General features: G+C 64.4%; 7 protein-coding genes and 1 pseudogene. 2 read left to right on the top strand and 6 right to left on the bottom strand.

Annotation, left to right across the window (positions count from 1 at the left end; genetic code table 11):
* Positions 1–451 (top strand): annotated as a pseudogene (locus AC0L23_RS27950) (hypothetical protein); the annotation flags it as partial.
* A gap of 155 nt (positions 452–606) precedes the next feature.
* On the opposite strand, the gene AC0L23_RS27945 reads toward AC0L23_RS27950, so the two are convergent.
* From AC0L23_RS27945 to AC0L23_RS27935, 3 genes are all read right to left on the bottom strand, one after another.
* Positions 607–1,095, bottom strand: a complete 489-nt coding sequence (locus tag AC0L23_RS27945; protein ID WP_018455005.1) for a VOC family protein — start codon at positions 1,093–1,095, stop codon at positions 607–609.
* A gap of 42 nt (positions 1,096–1,137) precedes the next feature.
* Positions 1,138–1,566 (bottom strand): VOC family protein, encoded by a 429-nt coding sequence (locus AC0L23_RS27940; RefSeq protein ID WP_026232857.1) that lies wholly within the window; start codon positions 1,564–1,566, stop codon positions 1,138–1,140.
* Between the two features lie 131 nt (positions 1,567–1,697).
* Positions 1,698–2,210 (bottom strand): cupin domain-containing protein, encoded by a 513-nt coding sequence (locus AC0L23_RS27935; protein WP_085349946.1) that lies wholly within the window; start codon positions 2,208–2,210, stop codon positions 1,698–1,700.
* Positions 2,211–2,337: 127 nt separating this feature from the next.
* On the opposite strand from AC0L23_RS27935, the gene AC0L23_RS27930 reads away from it, so the two are divergent.
* Positions 2,338–2,556 carry a CsbD family protein gene (locus tag AC0L23_RS27930; protein ID WP_007606928.1) on the top strand — a complete coding sequence of 73 codons (219 nt, stop codon included), beginning with the start codon at positions 2,338–2,340 and terminating at the stop codon, positions 2,554–2,556.
* A 58-nt stretch (positions 2,557–2,614) separates the two neighbouring features.
* Here AC0L23_RS27930 and AC0L23_RS27925 read toward each other — a convergent pair whose 3' ends face one another.
* From AC0L23_RS27925 to AC0L23_RS27915, 3 genes are read right to left on the bottom strand one after another with little or no spacing between them, the layout of a single operon-like run.
* Entirely contained in the window at positions 2,615–3,079 is a 465-nt protein-coding gene (locus tag AC0L23_RS27925) for an FKBP-type peptidyl-prolyl cis-trans isomerase (RefSeq protein ID WP_085349947.1), read from the bottom strand.
* Between the two features lie 60 nt (positions 3,080–3,139).
* On the bottom strand, positions 3,140–5,431 hold the full coding sequence (locus tag AC0L23_RS27920; RefSeq protein ID WP_085349948.1) for a xanthine dehydrogenase family protein molybdopterin-binding subunit: 2,292 nt from the start codon (positions 5,429–5,431) through the stop codon (positions 3,140–3,142).
* A 2-nt stretch (positions 5,432–5,433) separates the two neighbouring features.
* The gene (locus AC0L23_RS27915; protein ID WP_085357462.1) at positions 5,434–6,450 is read right to left on the bottom strand and encodes an FAD binding domain-containing protein; all 1,017 of its coding nucleotides are present in this window, start codon (positions 6,448–6,450) and stop codon (positions 5,434–5,436) included.
* Between the last annotated feature and the right edge of the window lie 4 nt (positions 6,451–6,454).

Genomic DNA, 6,454 nt, shown 5'->3' with positions numbered 1-6,454 from the left:
CCGCGCCGGCTGGATGAGCCGCGTGTCGCCCCGCGACGAGGTCGCCGCCTCGATCGAGGTCTGGCAGCTCTGGCAGCGTGTCTCGGGCTATACCGACAGCGCAGTGGCGTTCAATCCGTTCGACGCCAGCATCGCGACCGGCACCGACCGCACCAGCCTGGTCAAGATCGGCGGCCAGTGGACGCATCTCTACGGCAGCAGTATCGAGGCCAACATCAATGGTGGCTGGGTGCAGTCATTCGCCAGCCATAGCGGCATCGTCGCCACCGTGACCGGTGACGGCATGGTGGTGCCGACCATGGGTAACCAGGGCTGGTTCGAATATGGCGGCCGGCTCGGCTTCCGCGTGCAGAAGGGCTGGATCGTCGACCTGTTCGCCAACGGCACGCTCGGCCCGCAGCCGGTGGGTAACACCATCCATGGCGGCGTGGGGCTGCGGATCAATTATTAGCGGCAGGCCTTCGCTCATATTCCGCTGTCATGCCCCGGCTCGACCGGGGCATCCAGTACGCCGCGGCCTATCGATTGACCAACGACCGTCTCGGCGTACTGGATGGCCCGGTCAAGCCGGGCGATGACAGTGAGGATGTGGCAAGGGGACGCCCTTCACGCCGCCGACTTGCCATCGAACGCCCGCCGCAGCGCCTCCACGTCCAGTTTCACCATCTTCATCATGGCCTGCATCGCGCGTGCGGCAGCCGCCTTGTCGGGGCTGGAGAGGAATTCGAACATCACCTTCGGCACCACCTGCCAGGCCACGCCCCAGCGATCCCTGAGCCAGCCGCACTGCTCTTCCTTGCCGCCATGGGCCAGGAACGCATTCCAGACGCTGTCGACCTGGGCCTGATCGTCGCAATGGATCATCAGCGAGATCGCGTGGGTGTATTCCATTTTCATGCCGCCGTTGAGCGCGACCAAAGGCTGTCCCGCCACCGAGAATTCGACGACGAGCACGGAGCCTTCCTTGCCGGACGGGCCATCTGAAACGTTGCGCTGAACATGCGTGATCGCCGAATTCGGCACGAGCGAGACGTAGAACTTCGCGGCTTCCTCGGCATCGCCGTTGAACCACATGCAGGGAACGACCTTGGACATCTTGAATGCTCCTCTTCGGTTTCTTGCTGTTGTGGGGTTAGATCAGGCGTTCGCCATGTCGGACTGCGCCGCGAAGGCTGCCATGTCCATCCAGTTCACGCCCCACATGTGGCCGTCCGGATCCTCGAAGCTGCGGCCGTACATGAAGCTGTATTCGTCCTTCGGGCTGGGATCGGCCACCCCGCCTGCAGCCGCGGCCTTGCTGACGATATCGTCGACCTCGGTCCGGCTATCGGCGGACAGGCAGAACAGCGCCTGGTTTGAGGTCTTTGCATCCGAGATCGGCTTCGGCGTGAACTGCCGGAATTTCTCGTGGGTCGTCAGCATCGCGTAGATGGTCTCGGAAAAGACCATGCAACTCGCTGTTTCGTCGCTGAATTGCGGGTTCCTGGTCGCACCGACCGCCTCGTAAAAGGCAGTGGCGCGCTTGAGGTCGGTCACGGGCAGATTGAGGAAAATCATCCTGGGCATCGGAGCTCCTTGGGCGGGGTTCTGCCCAAGGACGGACGGCCAAGCGGCGATCCGACACGGCTTCCGGATCTTTTTTGGAGCCCTGCCCGCGAGGTTCTGTCACACAGAACCCGCTGGCTTTCAGGCGATCCTCACTTCTTCTCGTTCGGATCGCGGTGAATGGGATCGACCCACAGGACGGTCTCGGGCTTCTCGACCGGCTCGATATCGAGGTTGATCGCCACCGCCTCGCCGTCGCTGCGCACCAGCACGCATTCCAGCACCTCGTCCGCGCTGGCGTTGATCTCCTGATGGGGCACGTAGGGCGGCACGAAAATGAAGTCACCGGGGCCGGCCTCTGCGGTGAATTGCAGGCTCTCGCCCCAGCGCATCCGCGCCTTGCCCTTCACCACATAGATCACGCTTTCGAGATGGCCGTGGTGATGCGCGCCGGTCTTGGCGTCGGGCTTGATGCTGACCGTGCCCGCCCACAATTTCTGCGCACCGACGCGCGCGAAATTGATCGCGGCCGCGCGGTCCATGCCCGCCGTCGACGGAACGTTGGTATCGAGCTGGTTGCCGGGAATGACGCGCACGCCGTCATGTTTCCAGCGATCGTGGTGATCGTGGTCATGGTGGGAATGGGAATGGTCATGGCCGGTCATGGGACTTGCTTTCTATTGGTTCCGTGTGCGGCAAACTAACCCAAAGCCGCGACATCGAGCCATAACAAAATCGGAACCCTCATAACCGTCGAACGTTGTCTTGGCGAGCAAACCGCAGGAGAGTTTCATGGGTAGCACGACCGACAAGATCAAGGGCACCGCAAACGAGGCAATGGGCAAGGCCAAGCAGGGCGTCGGTGAAGCCACTGGATCCGAGCGCCTGAAGGGTGAAGGTGCAGTCCAGGAAGTGAAGGGCAAGGGCCAGCAGGCCATGGGCGACGCCAAGGACGCCGCGAAGGACGCGGTTGATCGCGCAGCCGCTGCGGCCAAGCGCGCGACGGAGTAACGGCGTCGCACTGAATGCGAAAAGACCGGCCGAGAGGCCGGTCTTTTTGTTTGCGGGCTTACTTCACCCCGAGCAATTCCACGTCGAACATCAGCGTCGCGTTCGGCGGGATCACGCCGCCTGCGCCCCGGGCGCCATAGCCGAGCTGCGGCGGAATGATCAGCGTGCGCTTGCCGCCGACCTTCATGGAGGCAACACCCTCGTCCCAGCCGGCGATGACGCGGCCCTTGCCGATCGGGAATTCGAACGGCTCGTTGCGGTCGACCGACGAGTCGAATTTCTTGCCCTTCTGGCCGTTCTCGTAGAGCCAGCCGGTGTAGTGCATCACGCAGATCTGGCCCGGCTTGGGCGAAGCTCCGGTGCCGGCGACGCTATCGGTAATCTGCAAACCTGAAGCTGTTGTCATGGTCTTCCCTGCGGTCTGGGCCGAGGCCGTGGTGGAAACGAAATCGGACACGCCGGCGATCACGGTGATCGCGACTGCCGACATGATGGCGAGGAGCATGCGCTGTAAACGCTGCATAAGAGACCTTCCGTTTGAGGCGCCAGGTGTCTAGCGCAACGCTGACGCCGTTTCCACCCCTCACATCTCGATATTTTCGAGCCGCACGGGCAGCTTGCGGATGCGCTGGCCCATGGCGTGATAGATCGCATTGCAGATCGCCGCATTGGTGCCGACATTGGCGAGCTCGCCAAGGCCTTTCACGCCGGCCGGGTTGATACGGTCGTCCTGCTCGGAGAGCAGGATCACTTCGACACCGGGCACGTCGGCATTCACGGGCACGAGATAGTCGGCGAGATTATCGTTGACGTAGCGTGCATTGCGCTCGTCGATCTCGGTAGCCTCCAGCAGCGCCGAGGACATGCCCCAGATCAGGCCGCCCATGAGCTGGCTGCGCGCCGTGCGCGGATTCATGATGCGGCCCGCCGCAAACGCTCCCACCAGCCGGGGGCAGCGGATTTCATGGGTAAAGCGGTTGACGCGGACCTCGACGAACTCAGCACCGAAGGCATAGGCGATCTTGTCTTTCATCTGATGGCCACCGACGAGCCGCGCGTGCCCGCTGTGCATGGCCGTGAAGGAATCCAGCGGCGCGCCTTCGGGCTTCCACTCGCCGTATTCCTCGACGATGCCGACGCCGAGCGCGTCGAAGGCCCTCTCGAGATCGAGCGGACGATCGCTCTGCGCCGCCTGCGTGCTCGGCGCCTGGCTGATGCCGACAGTCTCCTTGGCCTTGTCGGCGAGGCTGTCGCTCGGCATCACGGCCTTGAACAGCCTTTGGCGAATGCGGTCGCACACCATCATCACCGCCGAGCAGGTGCTGGCAGTCGAGTTCGAACCGCCGGCAACGGGCGCCGGCGGCAGATCGCTGTCACCCAGGAAGACCGCGACCTTCTCCTGGGGCACGCCGAGCCGCTCGGCCGCGGTCTGGGCGATGACGGTATACGCACCGGTGCCGATCTCGTGACCGGCGATCTCGACCCGGGTACGGCCGTCGCGCTGGAGGCGGACGCGCGCGGCAGAGGGCGCCATCTGCGTCGGATAGCAGGTGGCGGCACAGCCATAGCCGACCAGCCAGTCGCCGTCCGACATCGATTTCGGCTGCGGCGAGCGCTGCGCCCAGCCGAACGCCTTCGCGGCCTCGTCGAAGCACGCCATCAAGGACCGCGATGTATAGGGCTTGCCGCCGATCGGCTCGACGGTGGTGTCGTTGATGCGGCGGAGCTCGACGGGGTCCATGTTCAGCTTCACAGCGAGCTCGTCCATCGCGCTCTCCAGCGCGAAGAGATACGGCACCTCCGGCGGCGAGCGCATGAAGCCGGGCGTATTGCGGTCGGCGCGCACGATCGACACCAGACTTGCGACGTTCGGGCAGGCATAGAGCCGCGTCGTCGTCTTGGTGCCGCCGACGCAATAGGCATCCGGACGCGACGAAACCTCCGCGCCGTCGTGCCTCAAAGCCACCAGCTTGCCGTCCCGACCCGCACCAAGCCTGATCTCATGGCGCGTCTCGGCGCGGTAGGTGGCGATGGTGAAACCCTGGTCGCGGGTTGGCACCAGCTTGATCGGCCGGTTCAGGCGTTTGGCAATGCCGGCGATGATGGCAGTGCGGGACGTCATCGAACCGCGCGAACCAAAGCCGCCGCCGACATAGGGATTGACGACACGGACCTTGTCGGCGTCGATACCGAGCTGCTCGGCGACGCCGTTCTTCAGGCCGTAGACGTACTGGCTGCCCTCGTAGACGACGAGCTCGTCGCCCATCCAGGCGCAGCTCGTCGTAAACAGCTCCATCGGATTGTGGTGCTGGGTCGGCGTTTCATAAGAGGCGGTGAGCTTGACCTCGGCCGCGTCGAACGCCTTGGCGAAATCGCCGACCTCCGGGTCTTCCTTGAACTGTGCGTTCTGTCCCTTTGCCGCTGCCGTGGTGGTCCCCGGCGAGTCGAAGCTCGCACTCGGCGCTACGGCCGTGTAGCTGACCTTGACGCGATTGGCGGCCTCGCGCGCCCCCTCGTAACTCTCGGCGATGACGACGGCGATGATCTGGCCGTCATGGGCGATGTCAGCCGATTTCAGCGGCTGGATCGTGGTGCCGGCATAGCCGCCATTGCTGAACAGTTTCGATTCCTTCAGCTTCGGAGCGTTCTCATGCGTGACGATGTCGATCACGCCGCGGACCCGCCTGGCATCGTCGAGATCGAAACTGTCGATGCGGCCCTTGGCGATGGCGCTGGTGACCAGGAATGCGTAGGCAGGATTGTCGAGCGGCATGTCGGACGCATATGTCGCCCGGCCCGTGACCTTTGCGGCCGCATCATAGCGCGGCACGGGCTTGCCCATGTTCGCTTTCGGCTCGGGAGCTGCAGCGGTCATGATCAGATCTCCATCGTTACAGCCTGCTGGAGCGCGCGCGCCACCACGCGCTTGCCGAGCGCGATCTTGAAGCTGTTGTGCTGGCGGCCCCTGGCGTCGGCAAACGCGGCGTCGGCCACACGCTGCGCCAGACCGTCGTCGAATTTCTGGCCCTTCAGCAGCGCCTCTGCCCCGCGCGCCCGCCACGGCACGGTGGCGACGCCGCCGAGCGCGACACGCGCGTCCCTGATCGTGCCATCCTGCACGTCGAGCGCGACCGCAGCCGACGACAGCGCGAACTCGTAGGACTGCCGGTCGCGCGCCTTGACATACACCGAGCGCGGCCAGCGGCCGTGAATAGAGAACGCCGAGATCAGCTCACCGGGCCGAAGCGTGGTCTCGATGTCGGGCGTCCTGCCGGGTGCCTTGTGCAAATCTGCAAACGGCAGGTTGCGCGTTCCGGACCTGCCGGTAATCTCGACCATCGCATCGAGCGCGATCAGCGCCTGCGCAAAATCGCCGGGATAGGTCGCGATGCACTGATCGGACGTACCGAGCACCGCATGCATGCGATTGACGCCGTCCATGGCGGCACAGCCCGAACCAGGATTGCGCTTGTTGCAATTCTCATAGGAAACGTCGCGGAAATAGCTGCAACGCGTTCGCTGCATCACGTTGCCGCCGAGCGTCGCCATGTTGCGCAGCTGGGCGCTGGCGGCGAGCTTCAGGGAATTCGCGATCACCGGATAGTGGCGCTGGATCTCGGCATGCGCGGCCACGTCGGACATCTTCGCGAGCGCGCCGAGCCGCAAGCCGTCACTGCCGGGCTCGATCGCCGACCAGCCCCGCGCCAGCGGATTGATATCGACGATCGCGGCGGGCCGCATCACGTCGAGCTTCATCAGGTCGATCAGCGTGGTGCCGCCCGCGAGCGGCTGTGCTGTAGCCTTCGTCAGCGGATTGTTCGCAGTTGCGGCAGCACTGAGCGCCTGCACCGCCATGTCGGGGTCTGTTGCCCTTTGATACGAAAACGGTCGCATGCGC

It is taken from the genome of Bradyrhizobium sp. MI1.4, assembly GCF_055811315.1.
Note: the sequence above shows the minus strand (reverse complement) of the source record. Positions and strands in the feature narration are given on the sequence as shown.